This window comes from Nocardia sp. NPDC002869, assembly GCF_046764065.1.
GTDB classification, from domain to species: domain Bacteria; phylum Actinomycetota; class Actinomycetes; order Mycobacteriales; family Mycobacteriaceae; genus Nocardia; species Nocardia rhamnosiphila.
Genome location: NZ_JBKOOL010000096.1, coordinates 1 through 22251 on the forward strand (window position 1 = coordinate 1; position 22251 = coordinate 22251).

At 71.0% G+C, this 22251-nt stretch carries 17 protein-coding genes; 9 read left to right on the forward strand and 8 right to left on the reverse strand.

Features of this window, described 5'->3' with window-relative positions:
- Positions 1-87: 87 nt before the first annotated feature.
- The 3 genes from ACLML9_RS18305 to ACLML9_RS18315 are packed head-to-tail and all read right to left on the reverse strand — an operon-like array spanning position 88 to position 6472.
- On the reverse strand, positions 88-2508 hold the full coding sequence (locus tag ACLML9_RS18305) for a DUF5682 family protein (RefSeq protein ID WP_411946670.1): 2421 nt from the start codon (positions 2506-2508) through the stop codon (positions 88-90).
- Positions 2505-3611: an ATP-binding protein gene (locus tag ACLML9_RS18310; protein ID WP_411946671.1), complete on the reverse strand. Its 1107-nt coding sequence runs from the start codon at positions 3609-3611 to the stop codon at positions 2505-2507. Before ACLML9_RS18310 ends, ACLML9_RS18305 begins: the two co-directional genes overlap by 4 nt.
- Positions 3608-6472, reverse strand: coding sequence for a DUF5691 domain-containing protein (locus tag ACLML9_RS18315; RefSeq protein ID WP_411946672.1), 2865 nt, complete (start codon positions 6470-6472; stop codon positions 3608-3610). Before ACLML9_RS18315 ends, ACLML9_RS18310 begins: the two co-directional genes overlap by 4 nt.
- A 504-nt stretch (positions 6473-6976) precedes the next feature.
- On the opposite strand from ACLML9_RS18315, the gene ACLML9_RS18320 reads away from it, so the two are divergent.
- From ACLML9_RS18320 to ACLML9_RS18335, 4 genes are all read left to right on the forward strand, one after another.
- Complete coding sequence (locus tag ACLML9_RS18320) at positions 6977-9484, forward strand: AAA family ATPase (protein WP_411946673.1); 2508 nt, start codon at positions 6977-6979, stop codon at positions 9482-9484.
- A 71-nt stretch (positions 9485-9555) separates the two neighbouring features.
- On the forward strand, positions 9556-9954 hold the full coding sequence (locus tag ACLML9_RS18325; protein ID WP_411946674.1) for a hypothetical protein: 399 nt from the start codon (positions 9556-9558) through the stop codon (positions 9952-9954).
- A 46-nt stretch (positions 9955-10000) separates the two neighbouring features.
- On the forward strand, positions 10001-10390 hold the full coding sequence (locus ACLML9_RS18330) for a YchJ family protein (RefSeq protein WP_411946675.1): 390 nt from the start codon (positions 10001-10003) through the stop codon (positions 10388-10390).
- Between the two features lie 50 nt (positions 10391-10440).
- Positions 10441-10743: a SelT/SelW/SelH family protein gene (locus ACLML9_RS18335; RefSeq protein WP_411946676.1), complete on the forward strand. Its 303-nt coding sequence runs from the start codon at positions 10441-10443 to the stop codon at positions 10741-10743.
- Between the two features lie 80 nt (positions 10744-10823).
- Here ACLML9_RS18335 and ACLML9_RS18340 read toward each other — a convergent pair whose 3' ends face one another.
- Complete coding sequence (locus tag ACLML9_RS18340; RefSeq protein WP_063131220.1) at positions 10824-11045, reverse strand: FmdB family zinc ribbon protein; 222 nt, start codon at positions 11043-11045, stop codon at positions 10824-10826.
- Between the two features lie 116 nt (positions 11046-11161).
- Between ACLML9_RS18340 and ACLML9_RS18345 the strand changes: the two genes are divergently transcribed.
- On the forward strand, positions 11162-12733 hold the full coding sequence (locus ACLML9_RS18345) for a carboxylesterase/lipase family protein (RefSeq protein ID WP_411946677.1): 1572 nt from the start codon (positions 11162-11164) through the stop codon (positions 12731-12733).
- A gap of 3 nt (positions 12734-12736) precedes the next feature.
- Here the strand turns inward: ACLML9_RS18345 and ACLML9_RS18350 are convergent, their stop codons facing one another.
- The 3 genes from ACLML9_RS18350 to rfbD are packed head-to-tail and all read right to left on the reverse strand — an operon-like array spanning position 12737 to position 15654.
- Complete coding sequence (locus tag ACLML9_RS18350) at positions 12737-13816, reverse strand: sugar phosphate nucleotidyltransferase (RefSeq protein WP_411946678.1); 1080 nt, start codon at positions 13814-13816, stop codon at positions 12737-12739.
- A gap of 54 nt (positions 13817-13870) precedes the next feature.
- The gene (locus ACLML9_RS18355; RefSeq protein WP_356958685.1) at positions 13871-14773 is read right to left on the reverse strand and encodes a glycosyltransferase family 2 protein; all 903 of its coding nucleotides are present in this window, start codon (positions 14771-14773) and stop codon (positions 13871-13873) included.
- Positions 14774-14784: 11 nt separating this feature from the next.
- The gene (gene rfbD, locus ACLML9_RS18360) at positions 14785-15654 is read right to left on the reverse strand and encodes a dTDP-4-dehydrorhamnose reductase (RefSeq protein ID WP_411946679.1); all 870 of its coding nucleotides are present in this window, start codon (positions 15652-15654) and stop codon (positions 14785-14787) included.
- Between the two features lie 213 nt (positions 15655-15867).
- Here rfbD and ACLML9_RS18365 point away from each other — a divergent pair, with 213 nt between their 5' ends.
- The 4 genes from ACLML9_RS18365 (at position 15868) to ACLML9_RS18380 (ending at position 21139) form a co-directional block, all read left to right on the forward strand.
- On the forward strand, positions 15868-17274 hold the full coding sequence (locus ACLML9_RS18365) for an LCP family protein (protein WP_411946683.1): 1407 nt from the start codon (positions 15868-15870) through the stop codon (positions 17272-17274).
- 16 nt (positions 17275-17290) lie between these two features.
- On the forward strand, positions 17291-18010 hold the full coding sequence (locus tag ACLML9_RS18370; RefSeq protein WP_411946680.1) for a TIGR03089 family protein: 720 nt from the start codon (positions 17291-17293) through the stop codon (positions 18008-18010).
- A 204-nt stretch (positions 18011-18214) separates the two neighbouring features.
- On the forward strand, positions 18215-19519 hold the full coding sequence (locus ACLML9_RS18375) for a cytochrome P450 (RefSeq protein ID WP_411946684.1): 1305 nt from the start codon (positions 18215-18217) through the stop codon (positions 19517-19519).
- Positions 19520-19666: 147 nt separating this feature from the next.
- Positions 19667-21139, forward strand: coding sequence for a phytoene desaturase family protein (locus tag ACLML9_RS18380; protein ID WP_411946681.1), 1473 nt, complete (start codon positions 19667-19669; stop codon positions 21137-21139).
- Here ACLML9_RS18380 and ACLML9_RS18385 read toward each other — a convergent pair.
- Positions 21136-22062, reverse strand: coding sequence for a cation diffusion facilitator family transporter (locus ACLML9_RS18385; RefSeq protein WP_411946682.1), 927 nt, complete (start codon positions 22060-22062; stop codon positions 21136-21138). The genes ACLML9_RS18380 and ACLML9_RS18385 overlap by 4 nt on opposite strands.
- Positions 22063-22251 lie beyond the last annotated feature (189 nt).

The following is a 22251-nucleotide window of genomic DNA, read 5'->3' on the forward strand; positions in this document are numbered from 1 at the left end:
CGAGCGCCGGCTCGGCGGCCTCGCCGAGGACGAGGCGCCAGCGGCGCAGCCGGGCCTCGTCGGTGACACCGTGCGGTGCGGTGGTGGTCATGCGGGGACTCCCAGGATGTCGGCGACGGTGCGCAGGGCGAGCAGGCCGCGGGCCGGATCGGTTTCGGCGGCCCCGGGAGCGGTCGCGGCCGGGCGGCCGTCGCGTACGGCTTCGCCGATGGCACGGCGCTCCCCGGATTCGAAGGCGCCGAAGGTCCGGCGCAGCAGCGGTACGACCTCGACGAACTGCTCCTCGGACAGACCGGCGAGCCAGCCGTCGATGAGCCGTAGCAGGGCGCGATCGTGCACCAGCACCAGGCCGCGGCCGCCGACGAAACCGTCGACCCAGGCGGCCTTCGCGGGGGCGGTGTGGCCGACCGACAGCGCCGCCGCCAGCCGCCGGGCCGCCTCCTCGGTATCGATCCGGTCGGCGTCGCAGAGCAGGCGCACCGCCCGGCCGACCAGCAGGCCGTGCACATCGGGCCGGTCGGCCAGCCGGGCCAGGACCGACAGCCACTGTTCGGTGGATTCGGCGTGGTCCCGGGTGTGGATCGCGGTGGTGGCGGTATCGAGCTGATCGCGCAACGCCGCGGCGGTGTCGTCGCCGAGTCCGGTGACCGCGGCGGGCAGGCCGGCGCAGATACGGACCAGCATGCTGTCGGCGACATGGGTCAGCGCCGAGGTGTCGGTGCCGCGGACGTCCCCATACCGCAGCGTGCGCAGCAGACCGGGCAGTGCCGCCAGCAGATGGGTCATATCGTGGTCCACCGCGGTCGCGGAACCGAGCCGGGTGATCAGCCCGTCGAGCGCGCCCGGCAGTTCGGCGAGCAACGCGAATTCCAGCGCCTCGGTGAGTTCGGTGACCCCGCTCCCGGACCGCGCGGCCGTATCGAGGATCTTCGCCTCGGCCGCCGCCTGCACCGTGGTACCCCACCGGGATGCCTCGATCACCCGGACCGCGAACTCCGGTTCCCAGCGCAGTTCCCAGGTCTCCCGGAATGTGCCTTTCGACTGCACGGTACCGGCGCCGGGCGTACCCCAGTGCACGCCGAGCAACCGGAGCCGGTGCAGCAACCTCGATCTGCCGATATCGCGTTCTTTACGCAGGTCCAGATCCAGTGTGCGGACCAGCGCTTCCTGTTTCAGGCGCAGGATGCGGGCCGTGGCGCGCAGATCGGCTTCCAGCGGTACGGTCGGCGCCTCGGGCGGTACCGCGCCGAGTGCTTCGCCCACCACCAGTTCCGTCCCGACCAGGCGCAGCGCCGTATCGTCGCCCTCGCACAGCACCGCGCGGGTCGCCTCGGTGACCTCGGAGAGCCCGGCCAGCGGCCGCGCCCGCAGGGCCGCCAGCGTTTCCGCGAGCCGCACGGCCTCGATGATGTGAGCACTCGAAACCGGCAGGTCGTGGCCGCGCAATACGCCCGCGACCTTGGTGAGCCAGGGCGCGATCGGGCGCTCGGTCTCGGTGAACAGATGGTGGTACCACCCGGGTGAGGTGACTCCCGCGCCGTACCCGGACGCGGCGGCGAGCCGCGAATGCGTCCACGGCGCCCAGGTCAGGGTTGCTTTGACCTTGGGCAAGCCTTTCAACAGGCGGAGATCCGCGGCGGCGGGTCCGAGCGGTTCCTGGAGCGCGGGGGCGTGCCAGGCGCCGCAGACCACGGCGATCCGGCGGGCGCCGTCCTTGCGCGCCTTGCGCAATACCTGCCGCATATGGGCTTCGCGGATCAGGGTGTGCCGGTCGAGGATCAGCGGCTCGGGCTGCGGTGGTTCCGGATCGCCGACCTCATCGGGGGCCGGGAACTCGCTGGAAAGCTCGGAGGCCGCCGGGGCGCCGAGGCCCCCATCGCCGACCTCAGCGACGGAAGCGGCCCGGAACTCGCCGGCCGGTGGGTTCCCCGAATCGACGGCGCCGAGACCGGATTCGGGTACACCGGTCGGGCCGTCGCCTGTCCCGGTCTCCGGTTCGATGATCGCGGTCTCGCGGAGCGCGGCCATGGCCTCGGTGATGGCCTCGAACGTCCCGATATCCGAGGACGATTCGACCACCGCGTCCCACCAGCGTTCGGCGTCGTCGTAGCCGCCCGCGGCCGCCAGTTCGGCCAGCGCGTCGCGGCCACCGGCGCGGTCGTCGACGGCCAGGACCTGGGCGGCGGGGAGATCGCAGAATCGGACGGGTACCTCGTTGTCGACCGCGTAGCGCAGCGCCTGCCATTCCGGGGAGAACACCGCGTACGGCCAGAACGCGGCCCGGGCCGGTTCGTCGGAGACATAACCGAGCAGGGCGACCGGCGGTGCCATCGACGCGGCGGCGGTATGGACAACCAAGGGGTCGGCGTCCGCCGGGCCCTCGATCAGGATGGTGTCGGGCCGGAACTCTGCCAGCGCCAGGCGCAACGACCGCGCCGAACCGGGGCCGTGATGCCGTATCCCGAAAACCCGGGTCTCGCCGGGCTCGCCCGCCTGCGCGGGGCTCATTCGTTGATCTCCCGGCAGGCGCGGTAGAAATCGGCCCATTCGCGGCGTTCGCGCACCACGGCCTCGAGGTATTCGGTCCACACCACCGAATCGGCCACCGGATCCTTGACGACCGAACCGATGACCGCGCCGGCGATATCGGCGGCCCGCAGCACGCCGTCACCGAAATGCGCCGACAGCGCCATACCGTTGGTGATCACCGAGATCGCCTCGGCCGTGGAGAGCGTGCCGGACGGAGACTTCAGCTTGGTCCGGCCGTCGGCGGTGAGGCCCGCGCGCAGCTCCCGGAAGATACGCACCACCCGGCGCACCTCCTCGGCGGCGGCCGGGACCTCGGGCAGTTCCAGCGCCGACCCCAGCTGCTCGACCCGGCGGGTCACGATATCGATCTCGTCGGCTTCGCTGCCCGGCAGCGGGAGGACGACGGTGTTGAACCGGCGGCGCAGTGCGGAGGACAGTTCGTTCACGCCGCGGTCGCGGTCGTTGGCGGTCGCGATGATGTTGAAACCTTTGGCGGCCTGCACTTCCATCCCGAGCTCGGGAACCGGCAGGGTCTTCTCCGACAGGATGGTGATCAGCGCGTCCTGGACATCCGACGGGATCCGGGTGAGTTCCTCGAGCCGGGCGATGGCGCCGGTGCGCATCGCGTTCAGGATCGGCGAGGGCACCAGCGCGGCATCGCTGGGACCCTCGGCGAGCAGCCGGGCGTAGTTCCAGCCGTACCGGATGGCTTCCTCGGCGGTCCCCGAGGTGCCCTGGACCAACAGGGTCGACGACCCGCTGATGGCGGCCGCGAGATGTTCGGAGACCCAGGTCTTCGCGGTGCCGGGGACGCCGAGCAGCAGCAGGGCGCGATCGGTGGCCAGGGTCGCGACGGCGACCTCCATCAGCCGGCGCGGTCCCACGTATTTGGGGCTGATCACGGTGCCGTCGGACAGGGCGCCGCCCAGCAGATAGGTGACCACCGCCCACGGTGACATGGTCCACGACGGCGGGCGCGGCCGATCGTCCACGGCGATCAGGGCGCGCAGTTCGTCGGCGAAGGTCTGTTCGGCGTGCGGGCGCAGCAGCGCCGGGGCGGGTTCGGTGGCGGCGGTGGTCATGTGAGCTCCTCGAGCATTGCGGATCGTTGGTGGAGGTCGTGGGCGAGCAGTCCGAGGGCCGCGGCCCAGTCGTCGGCTTCGCAGCGGCCCGCCAGCGCGGTGACCTCGCCCGCGCATTCGGGTGGTAGATGGAGGGTGGCGGTGTGTAACAGCGAACGGTGTGCGCTGGGGTAGGTGCCCGGCGCGCCCCGCCGGGCCGCGGCGGTCCGGGCCCGCTCTTCGAACAGATGCAGGAGATGCCGGGCCAGTTCCGGTGGCCAGGGATGAGCCACCGCGGGCAACAGGGATTCCAGTTCGGACAGCCAGGAGGTACCGAGCCGCAGCAGATGACGCAGCTGGTCGCCGGGCGGGAGCAGCGCGAACAGTTCACGCCGGCGCAGGATCGCCAGATTCGACGGCATCCCGGCGGTGAACAGCGCCTCTCCCCAGCGGGTATCGCGCTGGGCGAGCGCGGCATCCATCCAGCCGTCGAACAGCGGCTGCCGGAAACGGTCGTCCACCTGCGTCACGACCGCGCGTACCGGGGAACCCAGGGGACCGGTCCAGTAGCTCAGCGGTAGCGCGGCCACCAGTTTCCGCAGCCGGGTCGCCGCGAGATCGGGCTGCCCGTTCCAGCGGTAACCGAATTCCGTGGTGCCGTCGGTGAAACCGTCGCGGATCGCCGATTCGTCCAGTGTCTCCGGAATACCGACGAACAGCTCGGATCCCTGGCCCGCACCGGCCTCACCGCATTTGATCCAGTCGGCGGCGCGCGCGGCCATCCGCTCGGCGAACGCCGAGGCGGGTAGCCGGGCCAGCAACTCGGCGGCGGTACGGCGCACATCACCGCGGCGATCGCCCAGCGCGCGCTCGAGCAGTTCCTCGTCCGCGGCGCTCAGTCCATCGGCGAGCACCCCGAGCAGTTCGGCCTTCGGCGCGCCCGATTCGCGCGGCCACGCCTCGGTCAGGGCCGTGCGTGCGGCAGCCGGATCCCGGTGCCGCAGCGCGGTCAGCCAGGCGAGTCGTTCCGGCGGCCGGCCCAGGTGCCAGGTCTCCTCGGTGGGTTCGGGCTCGGCGGTATCCCGCCGCGACAGGTCGTGCCAACGCGGAATCCACTCGGCCAGCCAGCGGCCGCGGGCGCCGGCCAGCCGCAGCGCCGCCTCGCGCGATTGGCCGTTGCCCGCCGCGAATTCGAGCAGTGGTCCCACCAGCCGGTGCGGGGCGCGGTACTCGTGCGGCGCGGCGGCGGCGAACCATTCGGGCAGGAAATCGGGCCGGGATTCGATCAGCAGGGCCAGCCGGTCGGCGGCCGCGCGGGGGAGTTCCGGTCGTGGGTCGTCGGCGGCCGGCTCACCGGATACCGCCACCCGAGGGGGCAGGTAGCCGCCGCGGGCCCAGGCCATCTCCAGCGCGGTGGTCGCGAGCAGGCGCTGCGCGGCATCCCGCTCCGGAAGCGCCGCGACGGCCGCGGCGACCTGCGCACCGATTCCCGATGGTGTGCCCGCGCCGCGCGCGGTACCCAGCAGGGCGAGCGACGCCGCCTCCGGTGTGGCGGCGACGGCGGAGCCGGCGGCGTCCGCGGCGGGTCCGGCATCGTGGAAATCTCCGTCGGCCAAGACAGAGATCAGCTCCAGCCGCCGGCCCGTCCAGAGACCGAAGACGGTCACCGGCCGGCCGCCGGACAGCGCGAGCAGCCACCACGGTTGTGCGGGCTCCACCAGCGGGAGCGCGGTACCGTCGGATTCACCGATCAGCCAGTCCTCGCCTTGCCGGACAGGTGTGACCCCGCGGAGCAGCACGGGCCAGGACTCGAGCCACGGATCGGCGGCGGCCGCCGCCGCGAAATCCGTCAGCGCCGCGGCGACGGTCCCCGATCCGGCGGTCTCCGGGGGCGCCACGGCGGTGGGCGCCGTCTCGTCCCGGGGCGATCCGGCCACCGCGCGCAGGGGCGCCGCGACCGGATAGAAGTGCACCGCGTACTCGGCCGCGAGGCCGATGGGCGGGGTGTTCGCGGGAAAGGCGGGGGAGCCGAAGGAATGATCCACCAGCAGTGCCCACCGGCCGGTGCGCACGCCGTGCAGCCAGGTCCGGCGGGTGTGCAGCCGCTCTGCTTCCTCGGTGCGCATGCCGACGGTCAGCCACCGATCGATCACCGCGGGTTCGGCCCGCACCGTTTCCGCCGGAACCGGATAGCCGATATGGCCGCGGACGGCGGCCGCCAGCGGCGCGGGCAGCGTGTCCGATCGCGTATGGGCGGTGATGAGCAGGTGCAGCCACGCGAACCGGCCCAGCAGCACCTCCGGCCAGTTCGCCCGGCGCACCACCGCGTCGGGCAGGCGGCGCACCGCGGCGGCCGGGCCGGGTGCCTGAGCGTCCACCAGCCGCGCTGCCACCGCCTCGAACGCCGCATGGGAGCGATCTGTCTGGGCCAGTCCGGTGCGGATCTGATCGGTGAGCCAGGTATCGAGTTCGGCCAAGCCGGCTTTCACCCGTTCCTGCCGCTGCTGCGCGGTGGCCGGATCGCCGCCGCGCGGCCGCTTCGGCGGAGCGGCCGCCTTCGCGGCGCGCCGGCCGGTCCACTCGGCGGCGAAATCGGCTGTTTCGGCGGACTCCGCCACCGCGCCCGCCGACCAGATCAGCAGTAGTGACAGGGCGTGCTTGCACGGGAATTTGCGGCTCGGGCAGGAGCAGCGGAAAGCGGGCCCGGCCAGATCGACGATCGTCTGGTACGGAGTTTGCCCGCTGCCCTTGCACAATCCCCACAGTGTGGTCCCGGACCAGCCGGTGCCGGACCATTTTCCGGCCAGTTTGCGGGCGGCGGTGAGGGAACTCGTATCGGGCGCGAGCGCTGTCACCTGGTTCTCGCTCCACCGTGGTGTCATCCGGCGGACTCGTTTCGGTCGGTCATGATGCCCTGTCTCTCGGTCGAGAGATTTCTATCGCACCGCACCGACAGAATCTCTCCGCGGCATGGTCACCGATGGAAGAGCTTGGCGCCGAACCGGATTCGATGCATCGGGCAATATCGTAAATGTTGCGTGATCCGATCGAGTCTGGCATTCTGTCCTGTTCGGCCAGACCGAGCCACCCCTGAAGGGTGACACACCGACGAGCTGCCCGACGGGGTTGGCGAGGGGTGGCCATCGGCAGCCGGTCGGGTCGGCCGATGACCAGATCCCATCCCCGCGGGCACGTTCGAGCCGCCGGCCGTGCGTACTTCCCCGCGCTCGGTTCCGGCGTGGTGTATCGCAACCGTCCGGGACGGAGCCGAGAACCGGCTCTGTCCGGAACGGCCGCTATCGGGTAGCGTTTCGCACAGCTTTCGACCGTACGACCACACACGGGGGCTCGACAGGCGTGTGGCCTCGAGGGGGTGGAGAACTTCCGTGAACTCTGTGCGTGAGGAATCCGGGGCGACATTCGTCCGGCCCGCCGACGTGATAACGCGCCGCATCGATGCGGATCCGGATATTCCCGCCGCGGTGGCCGCGCTCGTGCGCTCGGCCCTCGATCCACCGCCCGGCTCCGCCGAATCGGCGGCGAGCGCAACGAGTTCGGGCCTCGACGGCGTCTTCCTGCACGCCATCAGGGTGCGGGGGTTCCGCGGTATCGGGCCGGAGACCACGCTCGAACTGCCCACCGGCCCGGGGCTGACGCTGGTGACCGGCCGCAACGGCAGCGGGAAATCGAGTTTCGCCGAAGCCGCGGAACTCGCGTTGACCGGCGGCAACCGGCGCTGGGACGGCCGTTCGACCGCGTGGCGCGAGGGCTGGCGCAACCTGCACCGGTCCGGCCCGGTCCGGGTGGAACTGGAACTGCGCACCGACGGTCCGGAACCCGCGCTGACCGTCGCCCGGGAATGGGACGCCGAGGAACCGCTGCCGGGCGGCACCTGGACCCAGCGGCGCGGGGACGGGCCGGCGCAGGTTTTCGCCGGCGGTGACTGGGCGCTGCCCATGGAGTTGTACCGGCCGTTCCTGTCCTACAGCGAACTCGGCGCGCTGGTGGACGGGAAGCCCAGTGAACTGTTCGACGCGTTGCACCAGTTGCTCGGTCTGGACGAACTGATCGTCGCGCACGAGCGGATCCGGGTCCGCCGCCTGGACCTCGAACGCGCGGCCCGGACCGCGCGCCGGGACAGGCAGATCCTGCTGACCGAACTCGCCGAGGTCACCGATCATCGTGCGCGGCGCGCGATCGCGCTGTTGCGCGAGCCGGCCCCCGATATCGCCGCGCTCGAGACTTTGGTGGGCGATACCGCCGGCGGGCCGGAACCGGCCGCGTTGCGCGCGGTACTCGCACTCGAACTGCCGTCGGCCGAGCGGATAGCGGCGCTGGCGGCCCGGATCTCCACCGCGGCTTCCGAAATGGCCGCGGCGACCTCACCCGAAATGGCCGCGGACCTGCGTGTCCTCGACGTATTGCGGGCCGCGTATGCGCATGTCACCACGCACGGGTGGTCCGGGACGGCCGCTGCCGATCCGGCGTTCTCCGCGGCCGGGCCCAGGAGGGGCCCGGATCCCGGCGGCCACAGCACCGCGCCGTGCCCCGTCTGCGGTGGCGGCACGCTGGATCGGCAGTGGTTGCTCGATACCGCGGCCGCGATCGACGGATTGTCGGTGCGGACGGCGGATCTCGTCCGGGCCCGCGACGAGCTCACCCGGGCGCTGGCGGAACTGCGGGTGCTCACGGGCGAACTTCCGCCGGCTCTGGCCGCGGCGGATACGGCGGGCCTCGATACCGTGGCCCTGGGCCGGGCCTGGGTTCGCTGGGTCGGTCTACCCGAATCGGGGCAGCCGCACGACCTGCCCGGCCGGTTACGTGCCGAGCACGAGCATCTGTCCGCGGAGCTGGATTTCGCCCAGCAGTGCGCCGGTAAGGAGCTGGACCGGCTCGACGAGGCCTGGGCGCCGTTCGCGCCGCGCCTGAGTGCCTGGCTCGAACTCACCCGCACGGTCACCGCGCAGGCCGCGGAACGACAGACCGCCCGCGCGGCCGAGGAGTGGTTGAAGGCGGCCACCGCACGGGTGCGTGACGAGCGGCTGGCCCCGCTGGCCGGGACCGCCCGGTGGGTGTGGCAGACCTTGCGCCAGCAGAGCAGCGTCGAACTCGGCGGCATCCATCTGCAGGGCAACGCGAACAGCGCGCGCCGGGTGCAGCTGGAGGTGACCGTGGACGATGTGGACGGCGCCGCGCTCGGGGTGATGAGCCAGGGTGAGTTGCATGCGCTCGGCCTGGCCCTGTTCCTGCCGCGCGCGACCGTCGCGGCGAGCCCCTTCCGGTTCGTGGTGATCGACGATCCGGTCCAGGCGATGGATCCCGCCAAAGTGGACGGCCTGGCCCGGGTGCTGGCCACCGTCGCCTGGGAACGCCAGGTGGTGGTGTTCACCCACGACGACCGGCTCGCCGAGGCGGTACGCCGGATGCAGATCGACGCCCGGATCGTCGAGGTACAGCGCCGGGAACGCTCGGTGGTGGAGGTCCGGTTGTCCAGCGACCCCGTCCACCGCTACCTCGACGACGCGCGCGCTCTGCTGCGCACTCCGCAGCTGCCCCGGACCATCGCCGACGAACTCGTCGCGACCTGCTGCCGTTCCGCGCTGGAGGCGGCGAGCCTGGCCCGGGCCAAGCGGGTGCTGCTGGCCGACGGTATGGATCACCGGGAGGTGCAGCGGCGGATCGACCGGGCCCAATCGACCCGGGCAATGGTCACCCTCGCGGTGCTGGGTCCCGGGCACCGGATCGAGGATCTGAACAAACAGCTGGCCAAGGAGGGTCGCTGGGCGGTCGAGGTCGTGCGCGATGCCACCGCCGGCGCCCATGTACCGATCGACCGCGATCTCGCCGAGCTGATCGCCGATACCGAACGTTTCGCCGAGTGGCTGGCGGGGTGAGCGGACGCCGGGACCGGGGCTCGGGGCGGCGCGGAGGGGGCGGCCGCGGCCCACGGACCGACAGCCGGCCGGTGCGGGCCCGCGCCGCCGGGGACCTCGTGCCGCGGCCCGGTATCGGGGACAGGCTGGCGGTGGTGGATCGGCTGCTGGAGGGATCGGTGCCCGCCGCCGGCGGCGTCTGGTCGCGCGCGACCGCGTGGATCCTGCGGATCGCGCTCGAACAGTCGGTGGACGATCTGTGGTCGCGGACCGAACCCGACCTCGCACGCTGTCCGATGCGGGCCCAGCTCCTGGCGCTGCGGGTGGTGACCGACCCGCTCACCGCCGCCCGGATCGCCGCCCTGTGGACCGCGCTGTCGCACGCCACCCATCATCACGACTACGAGCTCGCGCCCGGTGTCACCGAGCTGCGCCGCTGGCGCGACGATACTGCCCGGATCGCCACCGAACTTGCCGCCTTACCCGGATGAGCGGGCGTGTCCGAGGCGGCCGGCGCACGCCGGGCACAATCGGGACGTGGACGATACGAAGCCGTGCCCGTGCCGCCGCGGCGATATTTTCGGGGAATGCTGCGGACCGCTGCTGGCCGGCCGCCCGGCGCCCACCGCCGAAGCGCTGATGCGGTCCCGGTTCACCGCGTTCGCGGCGGGCGATACCGGCTACCTGCGGCGAACCTGGCACGCCGGTACGCGCCCCGCCCAACTCGATCTCGACCCCGCCCGGCGCTGGCTGTTCGTGGAGATCCTGCACACCGCCGGGGGCGGTCCGTTCGATGAATCCGGGACCGTCGAATTCACCGCGCACTATCGGGATCCGGGTGGCCGGGGCCGATTGCACGAGACCAGCCGGTTCCTGCGGGTCGACGGATGCTGGCAGTACGTGGACGGGGAGGTCGACCGATGGTGACCGGCCCGGCCGACCGGCCACCCGTCCCGTCCGCCGGTAATGTGCCTGTCGTGTCGCGTATCGCCATCGAATACTGCACCCAGTGCCGCTGGCTGCTGCGGGCGAGCTGGATGGCCCAGGAACTACTGACCACTTTCACCACCGATATCGGCGAGGTCGCGTTGATTCCCGGGGAGGGCGGCGTCTTCCGCATCACGGTCGACGACACCCCGGTGTGGGAGCGCCGGGCCGACGGGGGTTTTCCGGATATCGCCGTCCTCAAACAGCGGGTCCGCGACCGGATTGCCCCGGAGCGCGATCTCGGCCATATCGACCGCGACCGCGGCAGCGCGGATCCCGGCGTCTCGGGATGATCCGTGCGCCGGGCCGCGGCAGTAGAGACGTCACGCCGCCCCGCGGACCCGCCGGGCGGCGATCCGGCTCGGGACGCGGATCAGGCGCAGCAACCGCCGCCGCAGCAGCCACCGCCGGTAGGCGCGGCGGGCGCGGAGACGGCCGGAGCGGCCGCGCGGCCGGTGGTCGCGAAGGTGGTCAGCAGTTTCACGGTGTCGTCGTGGCCGTGCGGGCAACGGGCCGGATCCGACGCCTGCGCCATCGGTCGGTTGATCTCGAAAGTGTCGCCGCAGCTGCGGCAGCGGAACTCGTAACTCGGCATGGCCGAATTCTAGGGCGGCCCGGCGCCCCTTTTTCGCGAGGCAACGCGACATTTCTGGAACCGAAGTGTAACCACTTCGGTCGTACCCTCGAATGCACAGGTAGAGGAGGTCTGTGATGAACGTCCAGTGCTTCGAGGGGACGCCTGCGGTGGGCGACGAGCGCGCCCCGGTGGCGCGGACCGAGTTCGGCGCGGTCCGCGGTAGCCGGGAGGGCGCGGTCTCGGTCTGGCGGGGTGTTCCCTACGCCGCCGCACCTGCCGGACCTCGCAGGTTCCGGCCCCCGCGGGCTCCGGAACGCTGGGACGGGGTCCGCGACTGCTTGGTCGCCGGGCAGATCGCGCCGCAGGATATGGCCAACACCGTCCCCATGGACCGCTCGCTGGCCATGGGCGAGGACTGCCTGTGGCTCAATGTCTGGACGCCGGCCACCGCGTCGGAGGAACCGCGGCCGGTGATGGTGTGGCTGCACGGCGGCGCCTACTGCCTCGGCTCCGCGGCCCAGGGCGTCTACGACGGTCGCCACCTGGCCGAGATGGGTGACGTGGTGGTGGTGACGGTGAACTACCGGGTGGGCGCGTTCGGGTTCCTGGACCTGTCGTCGCTGTCCGACGAGTTCGTTCCCAACCTGGGCCTCCTCGACCAGCTGGCAGCCCTGCAATGGGTGCGCGACAATATCGGCGCCTTCGGCGGCGACCCGGGGAATGTGACCCTCTTCGGGGAATCCTCCGGGGCCGGCTGTGTCACCGCGCTGCTCACCGCGCCGCGGGCCGCCGGCCTGTTCCAGCGCGCCATCGCGCAGAGCCCGCCCGCCACCACGGTGTACGGGAAGGAACGCGCGGCCGGGGTGGCCGAACGTTTCCGCGAACTGGTCGACCTGCCCCGCGCCCGGATCGGCGAACTGCTCGAATGCCCGCTCGAGCGGATCGTGCGGGCCGCCGCGGTCCTGATCGACGAGGTGCCGCTGCAGGCGCCCGGCACCCTGGCCGCCGCCCCGGTCGTCGACGAGGATCTGCTGCCCGGCTATCCCACCGACCGCTTCCGGGACGGGCGGTCACATCGGGTACCGCTCATCATCGGCACCAACAAGGACGAGGCGTCGCTGTTCCGGCTGTTCCGGTCGCCGATCATGCCGGTGACCCCGCAGGCGGTGAACACGATGCTCGAGCAGGTACAGGCCGGGCATCCCGGGCTGACGGCGGAACGGCTCGCGGAGATCACCGCGGTGTATCCCGACCTGGCGAAACCACGGGGTGCGCTGGCCATGTCCACCGACGCGGCGTTCCGGATGCCGGCCCTGTGGGTGGCCGACGGCCACGCCCAGCACTCACGGACCTGGATGTACCGGTTCGATCACGCCACGCCCATGCTGCGGGCGGCCCGGGTCGGCGCCGGGCACGCCACCGAGCTGCCGTACGTGTTCGGCAACTTCGGCACCTTCGACCACGACCCCACCTTCTGGCTCGGCGGCCGTAGACAGGCCGCCGAGGTCTCGGGCCGGATGATGCGCCGCTGGCTGGCCTTCGCCGCCCACGGCGTCCCGGCCGCGCTGGACGGGTCGAAACACTGGCCGCCCTACCATCCGGAGTCGCGGGACACGCTGCTGATCGACTCGATCGACCGGGTGGTACCGGATCCCGAGGGCGACCTGCTCACCGCCTGGGGAGAACGCGCGGTCGGCTTCGCGTAACTCTCACACGTCGGTGGAGAAGCGGATCCCCCCGTCGGGAATCTCCACTCCCGGCCACACCCGGGCGCCGCGCAGCAGTTCGCAGCGGGCGCCCACGCTGGCGCCGTCGCCGATCACTCCGTCGCGGACCAGGGCGCGGGGGCCGATGCGGGCGCCGAAACCGATGATGGAGCGTTCCACCGTGGCCCCGGCCTCCACCTTGGCGCCGTCGAACAGGATGGCGCCGTCCAGGCGGGCCCCGGCGCCCACTTCCGCGCCGCGGCCCACCACGGTGCCGCCGATGAGCAGGGCGCCCGGAGCGATCCCGGCGCCTTCGTGCACGAGGGATTCACCGCGCTGACCGGGAAGCGCGGGGGAGGGGGCGATACCGCGGACCAGGTCCGCGGAACCCCGGACGAAGTCCTCCGGAGTGCCCATATCCCGCCAGTACGAGGTGTCGACGTGACCCTGGACACGGGCGCCCTCGGTCAGTAGCGCGGGGAAGACTTCGCGCTCCACCGACACCGGGCGCCCGGCCGGGATCTTCTCGATGTATTCGCGCCGGAAGACGTAGCAGCCGGCGTTGATCTGGTCGGTCGGCGGGTCCTGGGTCTTCTCCAGGAAGGCCGTGACCCGGCCGTCGGCGTCGGTCGGTACGCAGCCGAAGGCGCGCGGATCGCTGACCCGCACCAGGTGCAGGGTGACGTCGGCCCGGGTCTTCTCGTGGGTCGCCAGAATGGACGTCAGGTCGGTGCCGCCGAGGACGTCACCGTTGAACACCATGACGTTGTCCGCGGTGAGCCGGGACAGCACATTGCGGATCCCGCCGCCGGTACCCAGCGGTTCGGTCTCGGTGACGTATTCGAGCTCGAGGCCGAATTCGGCGCCGTCGCCGAAATACTCCTCGAAGACCTCGGCCTTGTAGGAGGTGCTGAGCACCACATGGGTGATGCCCGCGCCCGCGATCCGGGTCAGCAGGTGGGTCAGGAACGGGAGCCCGGCCGTCGGGAGCATCGGCTTCGGCGCCGACAGGGTCAGCGGCCGCAGCCGTGTCCCCTTTCCGCCGACCAGAATCACCGCGTCAGCGCCTGCTTGTGATGCCATGGAGCTCCCTTGTTCCCATCCGATCATCGACCCGGCACGGTAACGGTCGGTGGTCTATCCGGCCTGCTCCCGATCCCGTGCACGCAGAGCGGATCGAACCGCAATCCGGCAGCGCACCGCAAGTCCGGCCTTCAGTGCCCAGCGCAGCGGGGCCTGCCACCAGTGCGGATGCCGGTCGGCCTGGAAGCGGTACGCGCTGGCGTGGTGGGCGGGCAGCATCGTCTCGGGGTGGCGTCCGGCCGCGTGCCCCTTGGCATGGGTGACCTCGGCGTCGGGCACGAAGACGTTGTGCCAGCCGGCCCGGCCCATCCGGTCACCGAAGTCGACGTCCTCCATGTACATGAAGTACCGCGAGTCGAAGCCCTCGATCGAATCGAACGCCGCGCGCCGCACCAGCAGGCACGACCCGGACAGCCAGCCGACGGTGCGTTCGGAGATCTCCTCGTTCTCCTGACGGTAGCGCCGGGTCCACGGGTTGGTCTTCCAGACGGCGCCGAGTATCGCGTGGCCCGCGCCGTCCATGATCCCGGGTACCGAGCGGGCCGAGGGGTAGACGCTGCCGTCGGGTTCGCGGACCATGGGCCCGATGGCGCCGGCCCGGGGCCAGCGCTGGGCCGCTTCGAGCATGATGTCGATGGAATCGTTGCCCCACCGGATATCCGGGTTGGCGATCAACACGTATTCGAGTTCGGGGTCGAGTTCGGCGACGGCCCGGTTGATGGCGCCGCCGTATCCGATATTGCCGCCGGTCGGTAGGAAGCGCACATGGGCATTGGCGTCGGCCACGAGTTCGGGGACACCGTCGGTGGAACCGTTATCGGCCAGGATGACCTGCGGCTTCTCCGCGGTGGCCGTGGCCAGGGTGCTGATGAAATGCTCGAGATGTTCGCCCGGCGAATAGGTGACCGTGACCACGGCCAGACGTGGCCGGTCGTGCGGGGTATCGGAAGCGCTCACAGCGCACCACCCTAACGGGCGGCCCGGTTCAGTGCCTCGGTCAGCGCGGATTCCCACGGGCGCAAAGGTGTCAGTCCGGCCTCGCGCCAAGCGGTCCCGGACAGCACCGAGAAAGCGGGCCGGGCGGCGGGCCGGGGAAATTCCGCGGTGGTGCACGGCCGGACCCGCTCCGGGTCGGCGCCGATTCCGGCGAATACCGCGCGGGCCAGGTCGTACCAGCTGGCCCGGCCGGAGTTCGTGGCGTGCAGCACAGCGGGTGCCGTGGGCGTCGCGGCCAGTTCGAGCAGTCCGGCGGCGAGGTCGGCGGCGAAGGTGGGGGAGCCGATCTGATCGTTCACCACGGATACGGTGTCGCGTTCCTTTTCCAGCCGGCGCATGGTGGCCACGAAATCGGTGCCGGTCCCGGCGTACACCCAGGCCGTCCGCACGATATGGGACTCCGGGCACAGTTCACGCACCGCGCGTTCCCCGGCGAGTTTCGAACGGCCGTACACCGTGGTGGGCCCGGTGGGATCGGACGGTTCGTAGGGGCTGTCGGCGGTGCCGGGAAAGACGTAGTCGGTGGAGAGGTGGATCAGCCGGGCGCCGGCGCGCGCGCAGGCCGCGGCCAGTACCGCCGGGCCGGTCTCGTTACCGGCGAAGGCGGTTCCGGGTTCCGATTCGGCCCGGTCGACCGCGGTGAACGCGGCACAATTGAGGACGATATCGCCAGGACGGACCACTGATTCCACCGCTGCCCGATCGGTGATGTCGAGCCGGGACCGGGTGAAGGCCCGGAGAGCGGGTATCAGCCGGAGTAGTTCACCACCCACCTGACCGCCCGCCCCGGTGACGAGGAGGCGGTCGGCTACTTCGGTTGCGGGCGGTAGTGCGGCGTTCACCGGCCCAGTCTGGCACGCCGTCGGTCGCCGAATCGGGGTCACCGAGGCTGCTGTTGGTTAGCCTGCGTGGTGCGGAAGGTGTTTCGACGGCATACGCGAAGTGGGTCGGGGTCCTCGACCGATCCGTAAGGGGAGAGGAAGTCCAAGGTGGCGCAGCGTGGGGAGCCGACGTTGTGGAGCCCGGTGCGGGTGCTGGTCGCATCGGTTGCTCTGATGGTGCTGGTGGCGACCGGGTTCGCCTGGCGCGGGGTGGATTCCCTGGTCTCGAATATCGAGCGGATCAGCGATCTGGGCCTGGGTGGGCATACCGACGGCGCGGTCGACATCCTGCTCGTCGGGGTGGATTCGCGTACCGACGCCAAGGGCAACCCGCTCACCGACGCCGAACGGGCCATGCTGCACGCCGGTGACGAGATAGGCACCAATACCGACACCATCGTGCTGGTGCGTGTGCCCAACGACGGCCGCTCGGCCACGGCCATCTCGATACCCCGCGACGCCTACGTCGGTATCCCCGGCCTGGGCAAGGGCAAGATCAATTCCGCCTACGGGGTCACCAAACAGGCCGTGCAGGATGATCTGCTCGCCGCGGGGGTCTCGGCGGACGACGCCGAGGAGCAGTCGACGCAGCGCGGACGGCAGGCACTGATCGAATCGGTGGCCGGGCTCACCGGGATCACCGTCGACCACTACGCCGAGGTCTCCCTGCTCGGTTTCGTCCTGCTCACCGACGCGGTCGGCGGGGTGGACGTCTGCCTGCGCCATGCGGTCGACGAACCGCTCTCGGGAGCGTATTTCCCGGGCGGCCGGCAGAAGCTCGACGGGCCCCAGGCGCTGAGCTTCGTGCGGCAACGCCATAATCTGGAACGCGGCGACCTGGACCGCATCGTGCGGCAGCAGGTGTTCATGGCCCAGCTGGTCCATCAGGTCGTGAGCGCCGACACGCTGAGCAATCCGAGCCGATTGCGCGAACTCAGCGACGCCGTGGGGCGCACCGTGGTACTCGACGAGGGCTGGGATGTGATCGGTTTCCTGAACCAGCTCCAGGACCTCGCCGCCGGGGAGGTCACCTTCGAGACGGTTCCGGTCGCCGATCTCAACGGCACCACCAGCAACGGGGAATCGGTGGTCCGCGTCGATCCCGACGAGGTGCACGACTATGTCGCCGCACTGGTCGGCGAGGAACCGAGCCGCCGGCCCGAGACCGAGACCACCGCCCCCGCGGTGAACCCGGGCAACGTCGAGGTATCGGTGTACAACTCCAGCACGATCTCGGGCCTGGCGAACGCGGTCGCCCAGGAACTCCTCGGTCTCGGTTACACCCAGGGGTCGGTGGGTAACTATTCCGGTGGGCCGGTGTCGCAGACCCAGGTGCGCGCCCCCTCGGCGTCGGATCCGGGCGCGAAGGCGGTCGCGGCCGCGTTGGGCGGGGTGCCCGTCGTCTCGGATCCGTCGATTGCGACGGGAGCGGTGAGCGTGGTGCTGACGAGCGACTACGCTGGCCCCGGATCCGGTAGCGGAGACGTGATCGATTTCGGCTCTACGTCGACCTCGGCCACTCCGGTGCCGCCCGCGCCGCCGATCGCGGCGGCCGAAGACGGACCCACCTGTGTGAATTGAGCGCCGAAAGCAGACGATGCGTGACATAGACCAGGCAACAACCCTTCCCGAAGCGGTGCTCGAGCCGATTCTGGACCGCGAACCGGCCGCCCCCCGCGTCACCTGGTACGACGACGCGACCGGCGCCCGGATCGAGCTGTCCGGGCTCACCCTCGCCAACTGGGCCGCCAAAACCGGCAATCTGATCCGCGACGAGTTCGGGCTCACCCCGGGCGCCCGGGTCGCGGTACTGCTGCCCGCGCACTGGCAGACCGCGGCGGTCCTGCTCGGCTGCTGGTGGGCGGGAACCGAAGTGGTGCTGCACGCCGACCCCGACGCGGAACTCGTTTTCGCCGCGGCGGACCGGCTGGCCGAAACCGAGGACGCACCCGAGGTGGCGGCGTTGTCGCTGGACCCGATGGGTGGGCCGGTCCGGGATCTGCCGATCGGGGTCACCGACTACGCGACCGCGGTCCGCGTGCACGGAGATCAGTTCCTGCCCGGTGGCACCGGTGCGGCCCTCGACGGTATACCGGTAGCGGAGGTGCTCACCGAGGCCCGGAAATCCGCTGTCCGGCAGGGTTTCGCCGAAGGCGACCGGGTGCTCTCCAGCGCCTCCTGGGATACGCCCGCCGAATTGATCGACGGTTACCTCGCGGTGCTCACCGCGGGCGCCTCCCTGGTTCAGGTGGCCAATCCCGATCCGGCGCTGCGGGAGCGGCGGGTGGAGAGCGAACGGGTCACCTGCATCCTGTGAGGACTCCTCTCCTACCCCGGTAGGGCCGGAGTTTCCGACTCCGGCAGGTTCCCCGGCCGCCGCGCGGTCCGTAGCGTACGAAGCGGTGGTTCTCCGGTGCCGGTGGATGTCGAACGCGACCGGACCGGCCGGCCGCCACCTGCCGCCGCCCGGCCCGCCGGGCGAGGCACCGGGAAGCCGTCGGTACGACAGGAGTGGGTGGGAATGAAACCGGAATACGTGTTCCGCTGGGTGAATCAGCACGGGCTGATCCGCGTCGCGAAGAAGGCGCAACTGCGCCGGGGGGATCTGTTCGCCCGCCTCAACGGCGGCCCCGAGGGGATCACGAACCCGTACCCGTTGCTCGAGGAACTACGCGGGGAGGGCGGAGTGCATCGCGCCGGGCCCCTGTGGATCACCATGGATCATGCGGTGGTCCGGGAAGTTCTGCGGGACAACCGCTTCGGAGTGGGCCAGCCCGCGCTCGTCCGCCTGCCCGGGTTCGCCCGCCGTACCCTGGCGCGGCGCCCGATCCCGGCCAATCCCGTCGATCCGCCCTCCATGCTGATGATCGACCAGCCCGAACACACCCGGATGCGCAAACCGGTCGCCGCGGCCTTCACCCCGCGGGCCATCGGCCGCCTCCGGGACCGGGTCGTCACGGTCACCGGCGAACTGCTCGCCGCCCTGCCCGAGGACGCTCCCGCCGACCTGGTCGCCCAGTTCGCCTCGCAGGTGCCGATCGCCATCATCTCCGAAATGCTCGGTTTTCCCGACCACGATCGGCAGATGTTCCTGAGCTGGGGTGATGCCATCAGCCCGCTGCTGGATTTCGGCATCTCCTGGCGCGCCCACGACCGCGCCATGCGCTCCTCGGAAGCGGTACAGGACTATCTGCTCGACCATATCGACCGGCTGCGCGCCGAACCCGGCGACGATATCCTCAGCAGCCTGGTCCGCCAGGGAGAACTGTCCACCTACGAACTCTGCGCCTCGGCGACCCTGCTGATGGGTGCGGGTTTCGAGACCACCGTCAACCTCATCTCCAAGGGGATCGTACTGCTGCTCGAACATCCCGAGCAGCTCGCCCGCCTCCGGGCCGAGCCGGAGCTGTGGCCCGGGGCGGTCGAGGAGATCCTGCGTTTCGATCCCCCGGTGCAGACCACCGCGCGGCTGGCGCACACCGATGTGGATATCGCGGGCCGCCGGTTGCGCAAAGGCGCGACCCTGGCGCTGTCGCTGGCCGGCGCCAACCGCGATCCGGCGAAGTTCCCCGACCCGGCCCGCTTCGACATCACCCGCCCCAACGCCAAGGAACACCTCGGCTTCAGCAGCGGTATCCACGCCTGTCTCGGCGCCGGCCTCGCCCGGATGGAGGCGGCCCACGCGTTGCGCGCTCTCTTCGAACAGTTCCCCGACCTCCGGCTCGGCGGCACGCCGCGGCGACGGCAGCTGTACACCCTGCACGGCTACGAGACCCTGCCGGTCCACACCGGTCCCCGCGCCCGGGCCGGGCAGCCCATCGCCTGATCCCTCGAAAGTCGCCGGGATCGGGGGTGATCGGCCACCGGTCCAGACGCTGATCGGCGTCGCGGCCCTCGCGCTACCGGCAATGCAGTTCGAGGTGGACGTGGTGGCTGTCCGACCCTGAACCGTCCGAGAAGGCAGAATCGGGGGATGGCGGATGTCGTAGTGGTAGGTTCCGGCCCCAACGGCCTCGCGGCGGCGGTGACCATGGCCGCCGCGGGCCTCGAGGTCGAGGTGTACGAGGCCGCGGACACCCTGGGCGGCGGTTGCCGGACCGCGGAAACGACCCTGCCCGGGTTCCGGCACGACGAATGCGCGGGCGCCCATCCCATGGCCGTGGCCTCCCCCTTCTTCCAGGTGTTCGATCTCGCCGCGCACGGGGTCGAACTGCTCACCCCGGTGGCCTCCTATGCCCATCCACTGGACGGCGGCACCGCCGGGATCGCGTGGCGGGACCTGGAGCGGACAGCCGACGGCCTGGGGGTCGACGGTAAGGCCTGGCGCTCGCTGTTCGGACCGCTGGTCCGGGACTGGCAGCACGTCGTACGCACGGCGATGTCGGATATGCGGCGCATCCCCTTCAGTTCCGCCACCATCCGGTTCGGCCTGCGCATGCTCGAACAGGGCTCCCCGTTGTGGAACACCCGGTTCCGCGGCGGGGTCGCGCCCGCGTTGTTCACCGGGGTCGCCGAACACGTCATCATCCCACCCCGGCAGCTCCCGGCAGTGGGCGCCGGCCTGCTGCTGGCCACCCTCGCCCACGCGGGCGGCTGGCCGGTGCCGCGCGGCGGCAGCCAGGCGATCATGGACGCGCTGGCCGCCGATGTGCGCCGGCGCGGCGGGCGGCTGCACACCGGTCACCGGGTGGACTCCTTGGCGGAATTTCCGACCGCGCGCGCGGTGCTCTGCGATATCGCGCCGGCCGAACTGGTCCGGATCGCCGGCGACCGGCTACCCGCCGGATATCGCCGCCGGCTCGACCGATACCGCTACGGTGGCGGCTCCTGCAAAGTGGATTTCGCGCTGTCGGGACCGGTGCCGTGGCAGGCACCCGGATGCGCCGAAGCCGGCACCCTGCACCTGGTCGGCAGCCGGGCCGAAGCGATGGCCGCCGAACACGCGGTAGCCGCCGGAATCCACACCGACCGCCCCTTCACCATGGTCATCCAGCCCGGCGTGGTCGACCCGACCCGCGCCCCCGCCGGACAGCACACTCTCTACACCTACGCCCACGTACCGCACGGCTCCGACCGGGACGTCAGCGAACTCGTCGCCGACCAGATCGAACGATTCGCCCCCGGCTTCCGCGACCTCGTCCTCGCGAAACATGTGCGGACGGCCGCCGAAATGCCCGCCTACAACGCCAACTATGTCGGCGGCGATATCAACGCGGGAGCGATGACCCTCGCGCAGACCGTTTTCCGCCCGGTACCCCGCTGGAATCCGTACAGCACCGGGCTGCCCGGCGTCTACCTGTGCTCCTCGGCGACCCCGCCCGGCGGCGGCGTCCACGGAATGAGCGGTGTACACGCCGCCCGGCACGCACTGCGCACGGTCTTCGGCAACCGCGCCGACCCCTACCGGCTGCTCACCGCGGACACCGCACCGGACCCGGCACCCTAGGCCTCGCGCGCGGTCTCGCGATACAGGTCCGGTTCCAGATAGATGATCCGCGCGGCCGGGACCGCCGCCCGCACCCGGCTTTCCGCCGCATCGATACCCGCCGCGATCTGGGAGATATCCAGCCCCGGCGTCACCGCGACCTTCGCCGCCACCAGCAGCTCCTCCGGGCCCAGATACTGGGTCTTGATATGGATCAGGCGGTCGATCGTGGTCCCGTCCACCAGGTTCTCGCGAATCGCCCGGTCCTCCGCGGGAGTCGCGCCCTCACCGATCAGCAGACTCTGCATCTCGATGATCAACACGATCGCGACCACGCCCAGCAGACCACCGATCGCCAGCGTGCCCACCCCGTCCCACACCGGGTCGCCGGTCACCATCGTGAGCCCCACACCACCGAGCGCGAAAATCAGACCGATCAACGCGCCGGTGTCCTCCAGCAGCACCACCGGCAACTCCGGGCTCCGCGAATTACGAATGAACTGCCACCAGCTCGCCCGCCCCTTCAGCGGCGCCGACTCCTTCACCGCGGTGCGGAAACTGTAGCTCTCCAACCCGATAGCGATCACCAGGATCACCACGGCCACGATCGGCGAACTCAACTCCTCGGGATGCTGGATCTTGTGCACACCCTCGTACAGCGCATACACCGAACCCAGCGTGAACAGCACCAGCGCCACCACGAACGAATAGAAATAACGGTTACGCCCGTACCCGAACGGATGCAGTTCATCGGCCTGCTGCTCGGCCCGATTCTGGCCGAACAACAACAAACCCTGGTTGGCGGTATCGGCGACCGAGTGCACACCCTCCGCCAGCATCGACGCCGACCCGGTGATCGCCGCACCGACGAACTTGGCCACCGCGATCCCGGCATTCGCCGACAGCGCGGCAAGAATCGCCCTCTTACTTCCACCAGCCGACATCCGCCACCCTCCTGCTAATTCGACTACGACAGCCGCGCAACAGCCTATGCTGTGTCCGATTGCGCCGCCTCCGGCGGCGCGGGGTCGAGGCTGTACTCATGGCGCCGCCTTCGGCGTCGCGGGGGTCGAGGCCCCCTTGGTCCCGCCGTTCAGGCCTCGAGACTCGAGCTTCGCTCATGCGCTTTCGAG

Coding starts and splice junctions, on each gene's coding strand:
- ACLML9_RS18305 (WP_411946670.1), bottom strand. CDS start 2,508: ATGAGCCCCGCGCAGGCGGGCGAGCCCGGCGAGACCCGGGTTTTCGGG.
- ACLML9_RS18310 (WP_411946671.1), bottom strand. CDS start 3,611: ATGACCACCGCCGCCACCGAACCCGCCCCGGCGCTGCTGCGCCCGCAC.
- ACLML9_RS18315 (WP_411946672.1), bottom strand. CDS start 6,472: ATGACACCACGGTGGAGCGAGAACCAGGTGACAGCGCTCGCGCCCGAT.
- ACLML9_RS18340 (WP_063131220.1), bottom strand. CDS start 11,045: ATGCCGAGTTACGAGTTCCGCTGCCGCAGCTGCGGCGACACTTTCGAG.
- ACLML9_RS18345 (WP_411946677.1), top strand. CDS start 11,162: ATGAACGTCCAGTGCTTCGAGGGGACGCCTGCGGTGGGCGACGAGCGC.
- ACLML9_RS18350 (WP_411946678.1), bottom strand. CDS start 13,816: ATGGCATCACAAGCAGGCGCTGACGCGGTGATTCTGGTCGGCGGAAAG.
- ACLML9_RS18365 (WP_411946683.1), top strand. CDS start 15,868: ATGGTGCTGGTGGCGACCGGGTTCGCCTGGCGCGGGGTGGATTCCCTG.
- ACLML9_RS18370 (WP_411946680.1), top strand. CDS start 17,291: ATGCGTGACATAGACCAGGCAACAACCCTTCCCGAAGCGGTGCTCGAG.
- ACLML9_RS18375 (WP_411946684.1), top strand. CDS start 18,215: ATGAAACCGGAATACGTGTTCCGCTGGGTGAATCAGCACGGGCTGATC.
- ACLML9_RS18380 (WP_411946681.1), top strand. CDS start 19,667: ATGGCGGATGTCGTAGTGGTAGGTTCCGGCCCCAACGGCCTCGCGGCG.
- ACLML9_RS18385 (WP_411946682.1), bottom strand. CDS start 22,062: ATGTCGGCTGGTGGAAGTAAGAGGGCGATTCTTGCCGCGCTGTCGGCG.